The 17022-nt window shown below is 71.8% G+C and carries 18 protein-coding genes and 1 pseudogene; 9 read left to right on the top strand and 10 right to left on the bottom strand.

The genetic code is table 11. The features are described 5' to 3' along the window. Positions 1-62 precede the first annotated feature (62 nt). The 5 genes and pseudogenes from DN069_RS41320 to DN069_RS05415 form a co-directional block, all read right to left on the bottom strand. A pseudogene (locus DN069_RS41320) lies at positions 63-206 on the bottom strand (IS5/IS1182 family transposase); the annotation flags it as partial. 39 nt (positions 207-245) lie between these two features. Then, positions 246-1154 carry a hypothetical protein gene (locus tag DN069_RS05400; protein WP_111499672.1) on the bottom strand — a complete coding sequence of 303 codons (909 nt, stop codon included), beginning with the start codon at positions 1152-1154 and terminating at the stop codon, positions 246-248. 19 nt (positions 1155-1173) lie between these two features. Next, complete coding sequence (locus tag DN069_RS05405) at positions 1174-1929, bottom strand: amino acid ABC transporter ATP-binding protein (RefSeq protein WP_111499673.1); 756 nt, start codon at positions 1927-1929, stop codon at positions 1174-1176. Then, positions 1926-2804 carry an amino acid ABC transporter permease gene (locus DN069_RS05410; protein WP_111499674.1) on the bottom strand — a complete coding sequence of 293 codons (879 nt, stop codon included), beginning with the start codon at positions 2802-2804 and terminating at the stop codon, positions 1926-1928. Before DN069_RS05410 ends, DN069_RS05405 begins: the two co-directional genes overlap by 4 nt. Positions 2805-2815: 11 nt before the next feature. Further along, positions 2816-3718 (bottom strand): ABC transporter substrate-binding protein, encoded by a 903-nt coding sequence (locus DN069_RS05415; protein WP_111499675.1) that lies wholly within the window; start codon positions 3716-3718, stop codon positions 2816-2818. A 240-nt stretch (positions 3719-3958) separates the two neighbouring features. Here DN069_RS05415 and DN069_RS05420 point away from each other — a divergent pair, with 240 nt between their 5' ends. The 4 genes from DN069_RS05420 (at position 3959) to DN069_RS05435 (ending at position 8523) form a co-directional block, all read left to right on the top strand. Next, a complete protein-coding gene (locus DN069_RS05420; protein WP_243638926.1) occupies positions 3959-5368 on the top strand; it encodes a DUF6421 family protein in 1410 nt (469 codons plus the stop codon). Then, positions 5365-6096 carry an SDR family NAD(P)-dependent oxidoreductase gene (locus DN069_RS05425; RefSeq protein WP_279387873.1) on the top strand — a complete coding sequence of 244 codons (732 nt, stop codon included), beginning with the start codon at positions 5365-5367 and terminating at the stop codon, positions 6094-6096. Before DN069_RS05420 ends, DN069_RS05425 begins: the two co-directional genes overlap by 4 nt. Before the next feature lie 17 nt (positions 6097-6113). Continuing rightward, entirely contained in the window at positions 6114-7178 is a 1065-nt protein-coding gene (locus DN069_RS05430) for a threonine aldolase family protein (protein ID WP_341538441.1), read from the top strand. A 265-nt stretch (positions 7179-7443) separates the two neighbouring features. After that, complete coding sequence (locus DN069_RS05435) at positions 7444-8523, top strand: aminotransferase class V-fold PLP-dependent enzyme (RefSeq protein WP_111499678.1); 1080 nt, start codon at positions 7444-7446, stop codon at positions 8521-8523. Here DN069_RS05435 and DN069_RS05440 read toward each other — a convergent pair. Further along, complete coding sequence (locus DN069_RS05440; protein ID WP_243638928.1) at positions 8481-9245, bottom strand: SDR family NAD(P)-dependent oxidoreductase; 765 nt, start codon at positions 9243-9245, stop codon at positions 8481-8483. The two genes, DN069_RS05435 and DN069_RS05440, sit on opposite strands and share 43 nt — an antisense overlap. 64 nt (positions 9246-9309) lie before the next feature. Here DN069_RS05440 and DN069_RS05445 point away from each other — a divergent pair, with 64 nt between their 5' ends. From DN069_RS05445 to DN069_RS05455, 3 genes are read left to right on the top strand one after another with little or no spacing between them, the layout of a single operon-like run. Beyond that, on the top strand, positions 9310-9531 hold the full coding sequence (locus tag DN069_RS05445) for a toxin-antitoxin system HicB family antitoxin (protein WP_111499680.1): 222 nt from the start codon (positions 9310-9312) through the stop codon (positions 9529-9531). Further along, complete coding sequence (locus DN069_RS05450; protein WP_243638929.1) at positions 9528-9920, top strand: hypothetical protein; 393 nt, start codon at positions 9528-9530, stop codon at positions 9918-9920. Before DN069_RS05445 ends, DN069_RS05450 begins: the two co-directional genes overlap by 4 nt. 32 nt (positions 9921-9952) lie before the next feature. Beyond that, positions 9953-10477 carry a hypothetical protein gene (locus DN069_RS05455; protein WP_111499681.1) on the top strand — a complete coding sequence of 175 codons (525 nt, stop codon included), beginning with the start codon at positions 9953-9955 and terminating at the stop codon, positions 10475-10477. A 3-nt stretch (positions 10478-10480) separates the two neighbouring features. Here the strand turns inward: DN069_RS05455 and DN069_RS05460 are convergent, their stop codons facing one another. Together DN069_RS05460 and DN069_RS05465 are read right to left on the bottom strand one after the other, a co-directional pair. Then, positions 10481-10741 (bottom strand): Smr/MutS family protein, encoded by a 261-nt coding sequence (locus tag DN069_RS05460; protein WP_111499682.1) that lies wholly within the window; start codon positions 10739-10741, stop codon positions 10481-10483. A 12-nt stretch (positions 10742-10753) separates the two neighbouring features. Next, a complete protein-coding gene (locus DN069_RS05465) occupies positions 10754-11380 on the bottom strand; it encodes a hypothetical protein (protein ID WP_111499683.1) in 627 nt (208 codons plus the stop codon). Positions 11381-11767: 387 nt separating this feature from the next. Between DN069_RS05465 and DN069_RS05470 the strand changes: the two genes are divergently transcribed. Together DN069_RS05470 and DN069_RS05475 are read left to right on the top strand one after the other, a co-directional pair. Then, positions 11768-13018 (top strand): polysaccharide deacetylase family protein, encoded by a 1251-nt coding sequence (locus DN069_RS05470; protein WP_111499684.1) that lies wholly within the window; start codon positions 11768-11770, stop codon positions 13016-13018. 158 nt (positions 13019-13176) lie between these two features. After that, positions 13177-14982 (top strand): phosphatidylglycerol lysyltransferase domain-containing protein, encoded by a 1806-nt coding sequence (locus DN069_RS05475; protein ID WP_111499685.1) that lies wholly within the window; start codon positions 13177-13179, stop codon positions 14980-14982. 47 nt (positions 14983-15029) lie between these two features. On the opposite strand, the gene DN069_RS05480 is transcribed toward DN069_RS05475, so the two are convergent. Together DN069_RS05480 and DN069_RS05485 are read right to left on the bottom strand one after the other, a co-directional pair. After that, positions 15030-16202: a sensor histidine kinase gene (locus DN069_RS05480; RefSeq protein WP_111499686.1), complete on the bottom strand. Its 1173-nt coding sequence runs from the start codon at positions 16200-16202 to the stop codon at positions 15030-15032. After that, complete coding sequence (locus DN069_RS05485) at positions 16199-16891, bottom strand: response regulator (RefSeq protein WP_111499687.1); 693 nt, start codon at positions 16889-16891, stop codon at positions 16199-16201. The genes DN069_RS05480 and DN069_RS05485 overlap by 4 nt, the downstream gene beginning before the upstream one ends. Positions 16892-17022: the final 131 nt, after the last annotated feature.

Raw genomic sequence — 17022 nt, forward strand, 5'->3', positions numbered from 1 at the left:
GTGGCCGCGGGATAGTCCGGCAGGTGGGCTAGCAAGGCGCCACCAGCACCAACCGCTCAGGGCACCGGGAGACACCACGGCCGTCCTGGGCGCCGCGCGTCCCCGCCCCGCTCCCGCACCGCCCGAACCAGCCGCTCGAACCGCGCCAACCGAAGCCCCGTGAACAACTCCACCCACACCGGCTCAGCCCGCAGCACCCCACCCATACAGGCAAAATGCCCGCCCACCGGGTTGTGCAACACCCTTTAGGCCGGCGGGAAGAGCAGTTCGGCGAGGGACTCCTTCGAGCGCCCCAGTTCGTAGTCGGCGAAGGGCAGCCCGGCTGCCGAGGCCAACTCCGCGAGATGTCGGCGGCTGGGGCCGCCCGCGCGCTCCGACGTGGCGAGGCGGCGGCCCGCCCGGTCGAGCACCAGGAACTCGTCGCGCAGCCACCCACGGACGTACTCCGAGACGGTGACGAGCTCCGCGACCTGCTCGATCGGGATTCTGGCCGCCACCCACGACCCTTCCGAGATCGCGATGGCCCGGCCGTCCCAGGTGACGGAGCGGAACTCGCCGTTCCGGGCCGGGCCACGGCAGCTGTGGTGCCTCTTGCGCTGGTACGGCGCGGAGTTGCGCGCCACCGGGACGGGACGGCCGCAGTAGCCCTGCTCCGTGTCGAAGCCCCACTCGGGGACCCGGGACGGATGGGTCGTCAGAAAGCGGTTCGGTTCCTGGAGCAGCATCAGGGCCCGCGCGGAGCGCACCGCGTCGCGGAAGGGCCAGGTCCAGGCGCGCCACAGCGGCGGGTCGAGCAGCAGCGGCACGGGAGAGAGCGCGGCGAGCCAGACCGCCGGGGCCGGCCCGGTGCGCAGCACGACGCAGACGCCGGCGGCGATCAGCATGGCGACCGCGATCCGGGCGAAGACGCGGCGCTGGCGGCTGCGCCAGAACATCAGCCGCGGGAGGCTCTCCTCGGGCGCCCGCCACACCCGCCAGCTCGCGGCGAGCGCGCACACCGGGAGCCAGGCCGACCGGACCGGGCCGGCCCCCCAGGCCAGCAGGCCCAAGCCGAGCGACGCGAGCAGCAGCGGCGGTAACCTCCGCGGCAGCTTCGGGAACCTCTGCTCCAGGTAGACGCGGCCGCGCGCCCGGAGACTCCCCACCACGGACACGGGCCCCGCCCCCTGCCGACTACAGCCGCCCCGCCTCGCTGAGCCTGCTCAGGAACCGCCGGGTGCGCTCGTGCTGCGGATCGCCGAAGACCTGCTCCGAGGTGCCTCGCTCCAGGATGACACCGTCGGCCAGAAAACAGACCTGGTCGGCGACGTCCCGGGCGAAGGCCATCTCGTGCGTCGCGAGCACCATGGTGCGGCCCTGCTCCTTGAGGTCCCGGACAACAGCGAGGACCTCGGTGACCAACTCCGGGTCCAGGGCCGCGGTGATCTCGTCGAGCAGCAGCACACGCGGCTCGGAGACGATCGCGCGGACCAGCGCGACGCGCTGCTGCTGGCCGCCGGAGAGGCGGTCCGGGTACTCCCCGGCCTTGGCCGCGAGCCCGAGCCGGTCGAGCAGTTCGAGCGCCCGCCGCTCCGCCTCGGCGCGCGGGAGGCGGTGGACCCGGCGCGGCCCGAGGGTGATGTTGTCCAGCACGGTGAGGTGCGGGAAGAGGTTGTACGCCTGGAACACGACGCCGATCCGGCGCCGCACGGCGTCCGCGTCGACGCGCGGATCGGTCACGTCCTCGCCGTCCAGCCAGATCGCGCCGTCGTCGATCTCCTCCAGCAGGTTCGCGCAGCGCAGCAGGGTGGACTTGCCCGAACCGGAGGCGCCGATCAACACGGTGACGGAGTGTTCGGGCACCTCCAGGCTGACGTCGTCGAGGATGACCTGCTCGCCGAAGGCCTTGCGGACCGACTCGAAGCGCAGGACCGGAGCGGTGACGGTCATACGATGCCTCCCTGGGCGCGGCGCCGGTCCATCCGCCGGGTGAGCCAGTCCGCGTAGCGGGTCATCGGGATGGTGAGGATGACGAAGCCGAGGCCGGCCACGACCAGCGGCGTGTAGTTGAAGCTGCTCGCGACCTGGATGTGCGCGGCCGCCACGGCGTCGATCGCGCCGCCCACATAGACCAGGCCGGTGTCCTTCTGCAGCGAGGCCATGTCGTTGACCAGCGCCGGGACGACCCGGCGGACGGCCTGCGGCAGCACCACGAAGCGCATGGTCTGCGCGTAGCCGAGGCCGAGGGAGCGGGCGGCGGCCCGCTGGCTCGGGTGGACGGACTCGATTCCGGCGCGGAAGACCTCCGCGACGTACGCCGAGTAGTTGATCACCAGCGCCGCCCCGCCCAGCAGGATCGGGTCGTTGGTGACGCCCTGCAGCTGCAGCGCCGGCACGCCGAAGACGGTCAGCAGCAGCAGGATGATCAGCGGGAAGCCGCGGAAGAAGTCCACGTAGGCGGTCGCGAGCAGCCGCACCGGCAGGAAGACCGGGCCGCGCAGGGTGCGCGCGGCCGCGATCAGCAGGCCGAGGACCAGGATGGTCGGGCCGCAGACCGCCAGCAGCTCCAGGTTCAGCACGAAGCCGTGCAGCACCGGGGAGAGCGCCTCGCGGGCGTAGTGCGGGTCGAGGAAGGTCTTCCGGGTGACCGGCCAGCCGGGGGAGCCGGTGATCACCAGGAACAGCACCGCCGCCACGCCGAGCGTGCTCGCCGTGGCGATCAGCGCGGAGCGTCGGGTGCGGGAGCGGCGGTACGCCTCGCGGGCCAGCCGCCGCTCGGAGGGCGCGTACGGTGCGCGCTCCTCGGTGATGGGGTCGGCGCTCACTTCAGGCTCGCTCACTTCAAGACGGGCGCGGCGTCGGAGGCCGGCAGCCACTGCTTGGCCAGCTGGTCCAGCGTGCCGTCGGTCTTGAGGGCGTCGACGGCCTGGGAGACGCAGGAGGTCAGCGCGCTGCCCTTGCCGAGCACCAGGCCGAACTGCTCCGGCTTGCCGTCCGAGGTGCCGGAGCCGGTCGGGAACTGGCCGACGATCTTGGCGTCGGTGACCTGCGCCGAGGTGATGTAGAAGGCCGTCGGCAGGTCGGCCACGAGCGCGTCGATCTGGTGGTTCTTCAGGGCGGCGCTGGCCTCGTCCGTGGTGTCGAAGACGGCGACCTGCTGGCTCGGCGCGACGGTCTTCTGCGCGACGTTCAGGCTGGTGGTGCCGACCTGGGCGCCGATCTTGGCGCCCTTGAGCGCGGCGATCCCGGTGGCGCCCGCGTACTTGGAGTCCTTGAGGGTGATCACGGCCTGGCGCACGTCGTAGTAGCCGGAGGAGAAGTCCACGGCGTTCCTGCGCTCGTCGGTGATCGAGACCTCGTTGATGTCGAAGTCGAACTTCTTCTGTCCCGGCGCGATGACGCTGTTGAACGGCGCGACGGTCCAGGTGACCTTCGAGGTGTCGTAGCCGAGCTGCTTGGCGACGGCGTAGGCGACCGCCGACTCGAAGCCCTTGCCGTCGGACGGCTTGTTGTTGTCGAACCAGGGGTCGTAGGCCGGGTCGTCGGTGCCGACGGTGAGCTTGCCCGAGGCCAGCGTCGCGAGACCGCCCTTGGTGCAGGTGGCCGCCGAGCCCGCCGCTCCCGAAGCGGTGCCGCTCGCGTTTCCGCTCGACTGCGGCGCGCAGCCGGCGGCGAGTACCAGGACGGCCGCGCCGGCGGCGGCGCTGAGCAGACGGGAGGTCTTGAGCAGGGCGTTCACGGTGACTCCTGGATGGATGGCAAGTGGCGGCAGCCTACCCACGAGTTGTCACGGGAGGGTGAAGCAGCTGCTCCGGATCCGAGCTCGTCTCATATCCCGGACGGATATCGCCGAGGGGTGGGCGGCAGTGACCATCCGTGACTCCCGTCACGCCAGCGGTTGCGGTCCCCTCTTGAACAACAGAACCTTCTGTATATACGGTGGAACCACCACAGTTTCTTTCGTTCAGGCAGGGTCCTCATGGAAAATCTCTCGTCGATGCTCACCGCGGCAGACAAATCCACTGCGGATCTCGCGGGTCATCCCGCCTGGCTGCGCCTCAAGGATGCGGTCGAGGCGCTCCGCCCGCTGCAGTCCAAGGACGGCTCGATCGACCTCAACTCCCGTGGCGCGTCCACCAAGGACGAGGCCGACGCGCAGCTGGCCGTGATCACCGAGGCCATCGGCGAGCTGGCCCCGCTCTTCCCGCACGACAAGGCGTACCTCGACGCCGTCGTGCTGGACCTGATGCGCTGGGCGGCCTCCGGCTACGCCACCCCCGACTTCCTCGACTCGCTGCTGGCCTTCCAGCCCGCCGAGCAGCGCGTGGACGGCCTGGCCCACCTCGTCGTCTTCCCGATGTACACGCAGAACGGCAACCCGGACCGCAACCTCGAGGCCGTGCTGCTGCACGTCGTCTGGCCGGACTGGCTGGCCGAGCTGGAGCGCACGCGCTACGACAACCCGATGTTCGTGCCGATCACCTTCGTGGACTTCACGGCCGGCTACGACACCAACTCCGCGGTGCTCTTCCCGGAGACGGTCTCGGTGCGCGAGGTGCCGGAACGATTCACCTGGGGCGGCATCTTCTGTGACCGCGAGGCCGCGCGCTTCCGCGCCGTCTCCACCGCCGCCGTCCGGACCCTTGGCCTGCAGATCCCCGAGGACGCGGCCACCCTGCTCGCCGACCAGGAGCTCGCGCAGCAGACCTTCGTCCTGTGGGACCTGGTCCACGACCGCACCCACAGCCACGGCGACCTGCCGTTCGACCCCTTCATGATCAAGCAGCGCTCCCCGTTCTGGATGTACGGGCTGGAGGAGCTCCGCTGCGACCTGACGGCCTTCAAGGCCGCGGTCGAGCTGGAGGCCGAGGGCTACGAGCAGGGCCGCAACGTCCAGTACGCGATCCTCTTCGACCGGATGTTCCGCTTCCCCGTCTCCGGCGGCCGCGTCCGCAACTACGACGGCCTCGGCGGTCAGCTGCTCTTCGCGTACCTGCACAAGCACGACGCGCTGCGCTGGACCGACAACAAGCTGCACATCGACTGGCAGCGTGCCCCGCAGGTCACCAACGACCTGTGCGCGGAGATCGAGAAGCTCTACCGCGACGGCATCGACCGCCCGAAGACCAGCCACTGGCTGGCCGCCTACGAGCTGGTCTCCCAGTACCTGACCCCGCACCCCGCCTCCACCTGGGCCAAGGGCGCCGACGCGCTGCCCTTCAAGGACCACGACGAGGCCAAGACGCTGAACAAGGCGCTGTGCGACGCCGTGCTGCCGGACGAGTTCCCCCTCAGCATGTTCTTCGAGGCGCTGTCCAAGAAGCTGTCCGGCGTCATCGCGTCCACCTCCGGCATGACCGGCACGACCATTGTGGAGAACGCAGCGTGAGCACTCAGAGTGTCGACCTCAAGGGCCGCGTCGTCGCGGTCGCCGGAGCCACCGGCATGGCCGGGCGGGCCACCGTGCTGCGCCTGGCCCAGGCCGGCGCGACCGTCTCCTGCGGCGACATCGACGCCCGCAAGCTGGACGAGCTGATGGACTCCGTGCGCCGGGCCGTCCCCGGCGCCGTTGTCGTCGGCCACGTCGTCGACCTGCTCGACCCGCAGGCCGCCCGTGACTGGGCCGACCACATCGAGGCCGAGTTCGGCCGCGTCGACGGTCTGGTCCACCTGGTCGGCGGCTGGCGCGGCAGCAAGACCTTCGCCGACACCGACCTGGCCGACTGGGACTTCCTGCACGACATGCTCGTGCGGACCCTCCAGCACACCAGCCTCGGCTTCCAGGAGGCGCTGCTGCGCAGCGACGACGCCCGGTTCGCCATCATCTCGGCCGCCGGCGCCCACAAGCCGACCGGCGGCAACGCCGCCTACGCGACGGCCAAGGCCGCCGCCGAGGCGTGGACGCTGGCGCTGGCCGACTCGCTGAAGACCACCCAGGCGGCGGCTGCCATCCTGGTGGTGAAGGCGCTGGTCTCCCCGGAGATGCGCGCCGAGAAGCCGAACGCCAAGTTCGCCGGGTTCACCGAGACGGCCGATCTCGCCGAGCAGATCGTCTCCCTGTGGTCCCGCCCCGCCGACGACGTGAATGGAACGCACCTGTGGCTGACGCCCCAGTGAATGACGCTGTGACCGACATCCGTACGGAGGCCAAGCGCCGGCACGACCCCACCGTGCGTGGCTTCGCCAGCGACAACTACGCCGGCATCCACCCGGAGATCCTGGCGGCGCTGGCGGTGGCCAACGACGGCCACCAGGTCGCCTACGGCGAGGACGACTACACCGCGCACCTCCAGGACGTCTTCAAGGCGCACTTCGGTGAGCGGGCCCAGGCCTACCCGGTCTTCAACGGCACCGGCGCCAACGTCACCGCGCTGCAGGCGCTGCTGCCGCGCTGGGGCGCGGTCGTGGCCGCGGCCACCGCCCACATCAACGTGGACGAGGGCGGCGCGCCGGAGAAGATGGGCGGCATCAAGCTGCTCACCGTCCCCACTCCGGACGGCAAGCTCACCCCCGAGCTGATGGACCAGCAGGCCTGGGGCTTCGGTGACGAGCACCGCGCGCAGCCGCTCGCGGTCTCCATTACCCAGTCCACCGAGCTCGGCACCTGCTACACCCCGGACGAGATCCGCGCGATCTGCGACCACGCCCACCAGCTGGGCATGCTCGTCCACGTCGACGGCTCGCGCCTCGCGAACGCGGCGGCGACGCTGGGCCTGCCGTTCCGCGCGTTCACCACGGACGTGGGCGTGGACGTGCTGAGCTTCGGCGGCACCAAGAACGGCCTGATGCTGGGCGAGTGCGTGGTCGTGCTGAACCCGGACGCGGTCCGGAACATCACGTTCCTGCGCAAGACCTCGATGCAGCTCGCCTCGAAGATGCGCTTCCTCTCCGTCCAGTTCGAGGCGCTGCTGGCCGGCGACCTCTGGCTGCGGAACGCGTCGCACGCGAACGCGATGGCCAAGCGCCTGGAGACGGCGGTCGCCGCGATCGACGGCGTCACGGTGGTCCGCCCGGTCCAGGCCAACGCCGTCTTCGCGCTCCTCCCGCGCGAGGTGAGCGAGCGGCTGCAGAAGCGGTTCCGCTTCTACTTCTGGAACGAGCACACGGGCGAGGTCCGCTGGATGTGCTCCTTCGACACCACGGAGGCCGACATCGACGCCTTCGCGGCGGCGATCTCGGAGGAGATGGGCCGGGCGTAGCCCGGTTCTTCAGGGGCGCGAGGCTCTGCCGATCTGCGCCTCCGGCGCGTGGGCGCGAGCGGTCCCTGATGCTCCCGGAGGTCGTTGCACTATCCGGGGGCGCGGGGAACTGCGCGACAAGCCACCGGCATGCGGATGGTCCTCAGCGAGCAGGGCCATCCGCGCGGGGTGGTTCCTCGCGCCCCTGCTGGCATAAGCGCGGCTTGGGGTCCCGGCAAGGGGATTGGGCGTGGTGCGGGGAGCGCCCGGCGGGGAGGATGGCGGGATGGACCTTGATCTTGTCGGCCGGGAGTTCGCGCCGGCGACCGTGTACCTGAACACCGCGGGGATGGGACTGCCGCCCGCACGGGCCGTGGCCGCGTTGAAGGAGGCCGTCGACGAGCAGGCCGCCGGGCGGGCCGACGTGGTGGCGTACGACGGACCCGTGGGCGCGGCCAGGAGAGCGTTCGCGCGGCTTGCGGGGGTGCCGGAGCGGAACGTCGCCGTGGGGGCGACGGCGTCCGAGCACGTCGGGGTCGTGGCCGCCGGGCTGCCGGAAGGGGCGGAGGTGGTGGTCGCCGCGGGCGAGTTCACGTCCGTGACGGCCGCGTTCCAGCACCGGCCGGGGCTGCGTGTGCGGGTCGTGCCGCTGGAGCGGATCGCCGAGTCCGTCACGGCGGGGACCGCGCTCGTCGCGGTCAGCATCGTGCAGTCGGCGGACGGGCGCCTCGTCGACCTCGACGCGGTGCGCGCGGCGACGCGCCGCCACGGCGTGCGTTTGCTGCTGGACGCCACGCAGGCCGCGGGCTGGCTGCCGCTCGCGCCGCACGCGGCGGAGGCGGACTACGTCGTCTGCGCGGGCTACAAGTGGCTGCTCGCGCCGCGCGGCGTCTCGTTCCTCGTCGTCTCGGACGACGCGATGCCGGGCCTGCGGCCGATCGCGCCGGGCTGGTACGCGGCCGAGGAGCCGTGGGAGGACTGCTACGACGAGGTCCGCCTCGCGAACTCGGCCCGTCGCTTCGACCACGGTCCGGCGTGGCTGCCCTACGTCGGCGCCGCGCAGTCGCTCGCGCTGATCGAGGAGTTGACGCCGACCCGGATCGGCGCCCACGACCGGGCGCTGGCCGCCCGCTGCCGGGAGGGCCTGCGCGCACTCGGGTACCGGCCCGTCGACGCCGACTCCGCGATCGTCTCCGTGGCCGGCCTCGGTGACCTGGCGAAGCAACTGGCCGCCGACGGCGTCCGGGTCAGCGCCCGCGCCGGCGGCCTGCGCGTCGCGTTCCACCTCTACAACACCGAGGCGGACATCGAGCGGCTGCTGAGCTACATGCCCCCGGCCACGCGCAGCACCGCGCCCGTCGCGTAGCTCGCGTCGGCGGAGAAGAACCAGGCGACCGCGCCGGAGATCTCCTCCGGCTGGGCGCAGCGGCCGAGCGGGATGTTCGGGGCCCGCTTGGCCGGGCGATCCGGGTCGGGGTGGAAGTCCGTCCAGACCGTTCCGGGCGCCACGCAGTTGACGCGGATGCCGAGCGGGCCGAGCTCCTTGGCCAGGCCGACCGTCATCGCGTCCACGGCGGCCTTCGCGGCCGCGTAGTGCACGTACTCGCCGGGGCTGCCGAGAGTGGCGGCGCCGGAGGAGATGTTGACGATGACGCCGCGGGTGCCGGTCCGGGTCATCGCGCGGACCGCCTCGCGGGCGCAGAGCAGGTAGCCGGTCACGTTGACGTCCACGGAGCGGCGGACGCCCTCCGGGTCGGCGTCGGCGAGCGGGCCGTAGGGGCCGGGCACACCGGCGTTGTTGACCAGCCCGGTGACGGGGCCGAGGCCGGCCTCACCTGCGGCGGCGAAGAGCCGCTCGACGTCGGCCTGGTCGGTGGTGTCCGCCTGCACGGTGACGCAGCGGCGGCCCGCGGCGCGGACCCGCTTCGCCACTTCCTCGGCGGCGTCCTTGTCGGAGCGGTAGCCGAGCACGAGGTCGTGGCCCTCGGCCGCCAGCCGCAGCGCGATCGCCGCTCCGATGCCCCGGCTCGCGCCGGTGACGACGGTGACATCGGCGGTGACGTCCGTGGTCACGTTGGCGTCGGTCAAGTCTTCCCCCTGAGTTCTCGTTCGCCCTGCAGCCGTACAGCAGGGCTGCTGTACGGTAGCCATCATGTCGAAGCACATCACCATCCGGGTGGACGAGGAATTCCACGCCCGGTTGGCGGCGCGGGCGGCGGCCGAGGGAACCACCATCACCGCGCTGGTCACCGAGGCCGCGCGGCGCGAGCTCGACCCGGACCGGCAGCGCTTCCTCGAGGCGGCGGCCGAGTTCAATACCTCCGAGAACTGGGCGTACTTCCAGGAGCGGTTCGGCGGGAAGAAGACCGCGTGAAGTTGGAGGACTCGGTGAAGGCCGACGAGGCGTGGGCCTGGAACGTGCTGGCGCACCACCTGCCGTCCGATCCGACGGTGTGGGATCCCTCCGCGATCAGCGCGGCGATCGCCCGGCACGCCAGCGACGTCATCCTCATCGCCGACGAACCCCCGCGTGACGTGCACTGGCGCGCGGCCGCGCTGCTGCACACGCTCTCGGTCTGCCCGCCGCTCGACTCGCCGATGAACGAGTTCTACGCGGCCACGCTCACCCGCTCCTACCTGGCGATGGCGGGGGTCAAGCCGCTGCCCAACAGCTTCGCCCTGGCGGACCTCGTCGAGCACGCCAAGGAAGGCCGCAACGACGTCTTCGCGACGGCCGAGTGCCTGCGCAAACTGACGGACTGACAGGCCGCCGCGCCGCCGGTAGGCTCCCGCGCATGGCGACGGGGGTGGTGTTCTACGCGTTCTTCGGGGTGGGCTGGCTGCTGGCCGGCCTCGGGCACTTCGGCGGCCCCGTCGTGGGCGTGGCCGGCGTGCTGGGCCTGTTGCTCGCGCTGACCCTGGTCCGCGCCGCGCGGCGGGTGCCCGTCCGGGCGGAGGAAGCCGGCGAGGGCGGCCTCACGGCGGCGCAGCGCCGGCGGTTCGGGCAGGTCAACGCCGTGCAGTGGCTGCTGATCGCGGTCGTGGCCGTCGGCTGCGGCGTGGGCGGGACGCCGGTGCTGATCATGCCGCTGGTCGCGGTCGTGGTGGGCGTTCACTTCTTCCCGCTCGCGCGGGTCTTCGCGGATCCCCGTCTGATCGCCCCCGGGGCGGTGCTGACCGCGGTCGGCCTCTGCGGCCTCGCCGCCCGCGCGGCGGGCGCCTCGCCCGGCACGGTGTACACCCTCGTCGGTCTCGGCTGCGCGCTCACCCTGTGGTCCACGGCGGCCTGGACGGTCACGGGAGCCCGCCGCTCCGCCTGATGTTCAAGGCAGGCGCTGGTCGCCGAAGTGCACCAGGATCCGGCCCGGGTTCTTCGGGTCCTCCTCGCGGCGGGCGTAGAGCTTGCGGATGTGCTTCTGGTCCAGGAAGGCCAGCACCCGCCGCTTCAGCTGGCCCGAGCCCTTGCCCGGGATGATCTCGGCGACGGACTCACCCGACTGCGCGCAGGCGAAGAGGAACTGGCGCAGCGCCAGCTCGATGTCGCGGTTGTTGCGGAAGATCGGGTGCAGGTCGAGGCTGCGCATCGGATCAGGGCCTCACAGGCGGGGGTCGGGGCGGTCCAGGTTCCAGTGTCGTACGGTCTGGCACACCCAGCCGTCGTCCGCCTGCCGGGGGAGCAGCGAGATGCGGGCGATCGTGCGCTGGCCGCCCTCGTGATCGCCGTAGAGGAGGTCGACGTTGATCCGCTGGCGGTTCTTCACCTGGTCCGCGAGCACGGCGAAGGCCGGGTCCGCCGGGTCGCGCAGCGCCGCGTGCCAGGTGCCGTGGTCGGAGGGGGCGACGTACATGTCCAGGCCCTGGCGGCGGAAGTCGGCGGGGTCGACCGGGGTGTCGCCCTCGCGCAGCGACCAACCGTGGACGATGCCGAGGCCGGGCCCGAGGTTGCGCAAGGCCGCGCCGAGGTAGATCACGTCCTCGCCCAGGTGGGCGTAGCCGGCCGAACCGGTCAGGTGCGTGCTGTGGCCGTCGGTCCAGATCAGCTTCTGCTGCGGGTCGGTGGGCCGGGCGCCGACGAGGATGGGGCGCAGTGACACCTGGAGGGCGCGTTCGGCGGATCGCGCGGCTCGTTCCGCCGAGCGGATCGAGCCGAAGCTGGCGACCGCCAGCACCAGCGTCCCACCCGCCGTCAGCACGGCCGAGACGGTGCCCCAGTCGATCCCCACGCGTATTTCCCCCCGGTCCGACGCGAACTCCAGCCGTCCGACGGATGGAAACCACCGGTCGGCGGGTGATCTCATCGGACCAGCCGCAGCGTAGCGGCACGTCGTCAAACGCACACGTTCGAGTGAGTTTTCCCGTGAGTTCCTGTGGGACACCTCCCCAGGACACGTACTGACGACTGAATCTCCGGTGGGTCTTTGGAACGCGGCCGCCCCCGGGTGAGAGATGCTGTGAGGGTTGCTTACATCAGGATCGATCGGTGCCAACCCGAGCGAACCGATCGAACCCGGACGGGCGTCCTAGCAGACGCACAGCAGATCGAAGAGCCGAGACAGCCGAAGCATCCGAAGCAGCCCGGGAACCGAGCAGGGCGGAAGGCAGGAAGACGCATGGGAGCGTGGTCGCGCAGGAACGTACTCGCCGGGGGAGCGATCGCCACGGCGGCGGCGCTGGGCGTGTCCGCCTGCGGCCGCTCCGGCTCCGGAGCCAGGGCGGGGGGTGGTGGCGACGGCAAGCCGGTCGGCTCGCCCAGCGGCGGACCCACCGCCAGCGCCCGACCGGTGAACCTGATCGGGGACGGCTCGACGGCCGACACCGGCCCGCAGCCGAACCAGCCCGTGCCCGAGAAGCTGCAGCCCGGCCAGCGGCCGCCGCAGTTCGTCATCTTCTCCTGGGACGGCGCCGGCGAGGACAGCAAGGCGCTCTTCTCGCACTTCCGCGGCGTCGCCCAGGAGGTCAAGGCGACGATGTCCTTCTTCCTCTCCGGCATCTACGTGCTGCCCGAGGGCAAGAAGCATCTCTACCTGCCGCCCGGCCACAAGCCCGGGGCCTCCGACATCGGCTACCTCGCCGACGAACACGTCAAGGCGACGCTGACGCAGGTCCGCGGGGCGTGGCTGGAGGGCCACGAGATCGGCACCCACTTCAACGGCCACTTCTGCAGCCCCGCCACCGGGGTGGGGAACTGGTCGCCCGCGCAGTGGCGCAGCGAGCTGGAGCAGGCGATCGGCTTCGTCGAGAACTGGAAGACCAACACCGGCTTCCACGACATGGACCCGCTGCCGTTCGACTACCGCAAGGAGCTGATCGGCGGTCGCACTCCCTGCCTGCTCGGGCAGAAGCAGCTGCTGCCGACGGCGGCGGCGATGGGCTGGAAGTACGACGCCAGCTCGCCCGGCGGCAGCCAGATGTGGCCGAGCAAGAAGCTCGGCCTGTGGGACTTCCCGCTGCAGTCCATCCCGTTCCCCGGGCACAGCTTCCAGGTGCTGTCGATGGACTACAACATGCTGGCCAACCAGACCGGCGGCACCCCCAAGGGCGACCCGGCCAAGCAGCCCTACTGGCAGCAGCAGTCCTACGCCGCCTACATGGCGGGCTTCAACCGCGCCTACACCACCAACAGGGCGCCGTTCTTCGTCGGCAACCACTTCGAGAGCTGGAACGGCGGCATCTACATGAAGTCCGTCGAGCGGGCGCTGCGCGAGATCGCGGCCAAGCCCGACGTGCGCCTGGTCTCCTTCCGCCAGCTGGTCGAGTGGCTGGAGGTCCAGGACCCCGCCGTGCTGGCCAAGCTGCGTACGCTGAACGTGGGCCAGAAGCCGACCGATTGGAAGCAGTACACGACCCCGCAGGCCGTGTGACCTGCCGTTCGTCGCCGCGGACCCCGCCGATCGGCGGGGTCGGAACAGGGACCTCGGGCTGACGATTCACCCGCTGCGCTGCGCCAAGCTGATACCTGGGCTGATACGTCCTCAGCCACCCGACTCAGCCAGCCAGCCTTCTCCACCCGGAGCCGTCCTTGACCTCGACCGCCGCCGCGCCGCGCGAGAAGCGCGAGAAGCACGAGAGGGTCGCGCATCTCAGTGCGCGCACCGCCGTCTGGTACCTGCGGATCGTGGCCTGCCTCAACCTCTTCGCCGCGGTCTCGCTGAGCTTCCGCGACCAGGTGCGGCACCACAACCACGGTGACTTCTACACGCCCTACCTGCTGACCGCCGGCTTCAGCTCGGCCGCGTTCGCGGTCTTCATGGCCGTGATGATGAACCGTCACAAGCGTGCGGCGTGGATCGCGAACTCGGTCCTGTCCGGGCTGCTGCTGATCGCCCTGGTGCTCTCCCTGGTCGAGCAGCCCGGGGTCCGGGCGCACTGGTTCAACTGGGCGACCCTCGCCGTCCTCGTCGTCTTCCAGGCGGCGCTCACGCTCGGGCGCGGCGAGTTCCGCGCCAAGGGCGACCCGGCCAACCCGCGCCTCGCCGGCGCCGTCCTGGTCGGCGGCAGCCTGGCCACGCTGCTGGTGGGCACCGGCCTGCTCAGCCTCACCGCGGCCGGCCGCGGCGCGGCGCTTGCCGACCGGGTGGAGTACGTGCTGCTGCGCGGGATCACGCTGGGCTCGGACGGCTCGCCGTACGTCGAGGTCACCGCGCCGCGCTGGATCGACATCACGGTCAACGTGCTGAGCGTCGCGGTGCTGGTGCTGTTCAGCTACGCGCTGTTCCGCGCGCCCAAGGGCAAGGAGTACCTGAGCCCGCAGGACGAGGCGGCGCTGCGCTGCCTGCTGGACCGGCACGGCGCGCGGGACTCGCTGGGCTACTTCGCGCTGCGGCGCGACAAGTCCGTCGTCTTCTCGCCCAGCGGCAAGGCCGCGGTCACCTACCGCGTCGTCGGCGGCGTCTCGCTGGCCTCCGGCGACCCGATCGGCGACATCGAGGCATGGCCCGGCGCGATCGAGAAGTGGCTGGAGCAGGCCCGCGAGCACGCCTGGACGCCCGCCGTCACCGGCGCCAGCGAGGAGGCCGGCGTCGTCTACGCCCGCCACGGCCTCGACGCGCTGGAGCTGGGCGACGAGGCGATCGTCGAGGTCGCGGACTTCTCCCTGGAGGGCCGCTCCATGCGCGGCGTCCGCCAGGCCCACAACAAGGTCCGCCGCGCCGGCTACACCGTCTCCGTCCGCCGCCACGCGGACATCCCGGAGCCGGAGATGGAGTCCCTGATCGCCGACGCCGACCGCTGGCGTGACGGCTCCACCGAGCGCGGCTGGTCCATGGCGCTCGGTCGCCTGGGCGACCCGGAGGACGGCCAGTGCGTCATGCTCGAGTGCCGCGACGCGGACGGCGAGATGCGCGCGCTGCTGAGCTTCGTCCCGTGGGGCGAGCACGGCCTCTCCCTGGACCTGATGCGCCGTGACCGTGACAGCGACAACGGCCTGATGGAGTTCATGGTCATCGAACTCCTGCAGCAGGCCCGCTCCATCGGCGTCGAGCGCGTCTCGCTCAACTTCGCGGTCTTCCGCGCCGTCTTCGAACGCGGCAGCCGGCTGGGCGCCGGCCCGTTCCTGCGCGCGTGGCGCTCGGTGCTGGTCTTCTTCTCGCGCTGGTGGCAGATCGAGTCCCTCTACCGGGCCAACGCCAAGTACCGCCCGCAGTGGGAGCCCCGCTACGTCCTCTTCGAGCGCAGCCGCGACCTCCCACGCATCGCGCTCGCCAACGCGGCGGTCGAGGGCTTCATCTCCCAGCCGCGCCTCCCCGCCCTCCCCCGCGCCAAGCGCGGCACCGACCCGCGCCGGCAGGACCGGGAGAGGGAGCGGGAGCTGCAGCACGTGGCGTAACCGCCACACGGGACGGTCCGGCCCGGGGGCAATCCCCGGGCCGGGGCCTAGGCGCTGGTCCCGGAGGGTTCGGCGGAGGCGGTCGAGAGGGGGAAGGACGCGTCGACCGTGAAGCCGCCGTCCGGGTGGGGGGTGGTGGTGAGGGTGCCGCCGAGTTGTTGGGCGCGTTCGTGGAGACCGATGAGGCCGTGGCCGCCGCTGGGCAGCAGGAGTGGGGTGGCGTCCGGGGAGCCGGCGGTGTTGCTGACGGTGACCTGGAGGGCGCCCGAGGCGCGGTTGAGGCGGACGGTGACCGTGGAGCCCGGGGCGTGCTTGCGGACGTTGGTCAGGGCCTCCTGGACCGTGCGGTAGGCCGCGCGCTCCACCGGCTCGGGGACGTCGACCTCGACGTCGTGGCCGTCCAGGTCGCAGGCCAGGCCGGACTCCGCGACGAGGCGCGGCAGGTCCGCGAGGGTCGGCTGCGGCGTCAGCTGCTGCGCGTCCCCGCTGGCAGCGCGCAGCACGCCGACCATCTGGCGCAGCTCCTCCAGGGTCTTCACGGCCAGCCCGCGGATGGTCCGCGCGGTCTCCTTCGAGGCCTCCGGGTCGTTCGCCCGGACCTGCAACGCGCCCGCCTGGATCGAGATCAGGCTGACCTGGTGCGAGACCACGTCGTGCATCTCGCGGGCCAGCCGCGCCCGCTCCGTGGAGAGGACGGACTGGGCCAGCAGCCGGCGTTCCCGCTCCTGGCCGCGCGTCAGTTCGTCGAGGCGGACGGCCAGCTCGCGGCGGGTGGTGACCAGCATGCCGAGCGCGATCGGCGCCGCCGCGGCCAGCAGCGCGTACAGCGCGGCCAGCGCGGTGGTCCGGTCCCAGCCCAGGGCGAAGTCGGTCACCGGCCAGGGGATGAACTGCGTGAGCGCCACCAGCAGGCCGCCGAACCCGATCGCCCAGCGGTTGCGATGGCGCACCGCGACCGAGTAGACGGCGAACATGGGCGCCAGCCAGATCTGGCTCAGCTCCATGCCGGGCAGCGTCGCCAGCAGGACCAGCAGCGGCCAGCGCTTGCGCAGCAGCAGCGCGGCCGCCGCCAGCAGCGAGGTGGCCATCTGCGTGCCCGAGCTCAGGTCGTTGGCCAGCAACGCGTCCAGCGTGGCCAGCAGGGCGGGGACGGGCACGGTGACCCAGGGGCGGAGGTACCAGGGACGCTGGGGCACGGCCGTGGTGGTCGCGCCGGTCACTTGCCGTCCCCGCGCGAGCCGGAGGCGCCGGCGGGTCCGGAACCGTCGCCGCCCAGCAGACCCGCCTGGTGGGCGAAGACGGCGGCCTGGACGCGGTTCGCGGTGCCCAGCTTGGCGAGGATCGCGCTGATGTGGTCCTTGACGGTGCCGGTGCTGAGGTAGAGCCGGGCCGCGATGTCCGCGTTGGAGAGGCCCTCGCCCAGCAGCGTCAGCACGTCCAGCTCGCGGGTGGTCATGGTCGACAGCCGGGCCGACGTCTGGCGGTCCGGGCCGGAGTCGAGGTAGCCGGCGATCACGGTGTCGGTGACCGCGGGGGAGAGGATCCGGCCGCCGGAGGCCAGCACCCGCACGGCGTGCATCAGCTGGTCCGGGTCGGTGTCCTTGAGCAGGAAGCCGCTCGCGCCCGAGCGCAGCGCGGTGCCGATGTACTCGTCGCTGTCGAAGGTGGTCAGCATGGCGACCGCGGGCGGCTCGGGCAGCTGCATCAGGCCGCGCAGCACGGTCAGGCCGTCGACGTCCGGCATCCGCACGTCCAGCAGTACCACCTGGGGGCGCAGCTCGGCGACGGTCGCGACCGCCTCGCCGCCGCCGCAGGTGCCGACGACCTCGATGTCCTGGGCCGAGCCGACGATCAGGCTCAGACCGGAGCGGACGAGCGTCTCGTCGTCGACGATGACCACGTGGATCACGGGCGGACCTCTCACTGTGCTGCTGCGCGGAATCTCGGAAAGCTGTGTCCCGACATAGAGCCTACGAGGCGCGGCGCGCCACCGGGCAGATGCGCGGGCGACGTACCCGGACGGGGTCTTGCCGAAGCGGT

Origin of the sequence: Streptacidiphilus pinicola (assembly GCF_003258295.1) — a bacterium.
Lineage (GTDB): Bacteria > Actinomycetota > Actinomycetes > Streptomycetales > Streptomycetaceae > Streptacidiphilus > Streptacidiphilus pinicola.